At 64.2% G+C, this 310-nt stretch carries 1 protein-coding gene; it reads right to left on the bottom strand.

Annotated features, from left to right (window positions below; genetic code table 11):
• The coding region (locus tag PUR61_RS30840) for a transposase (RefSeq protein ID WP_329882795.1) at positions 1 to 183 on the bottom strand (183 nt) is incomplete at its 3' end.
• Positions 184 to 310: the final 127 nt, after the last annotated feature.

Below are 310 nucleotides of genomic sequence, written 5' to 3'. Positions count from 1 at the left end.
GAAGCACGGCGGCAGTTGGGCCCAGGTGCACCCGGACGTCGCGACGAACACGATCGCCGCCAGCACCTCGCGATCCCCGTGGCGCCGCCGGCCACCACACTGCGGTCGCACCGGAGCGTCCGGCACGACCAAATGGAACAACTCCCACAGCTCATCCGGCACAAGCCGCTCAACGATCAGCACACCCGGAGTCTACTCAACCCACCCCAATGAGATGTCTTCTTAACGGACCTTCCTATGCCTGTCCCTAGCATCCCCTCCCCTGTGGTAGCCAGACGTGGTAGTGCGCAGACGGATACGGTGGTGTGGT

Source organism: Streptomyces sp. BE20 (genome assembly GCF_036322525.1).
Taxonomy (GTDB): domain Bacteria; phylum Actinomycetota; class Actinomycetes; order Streptomycetales; family Streptomycetaceae; genus Kitasatospora.
Note: the sequence above shows the minus strand (reverse complement) of the source record. Positions and strands in the feature narration are given on the sequence as shown.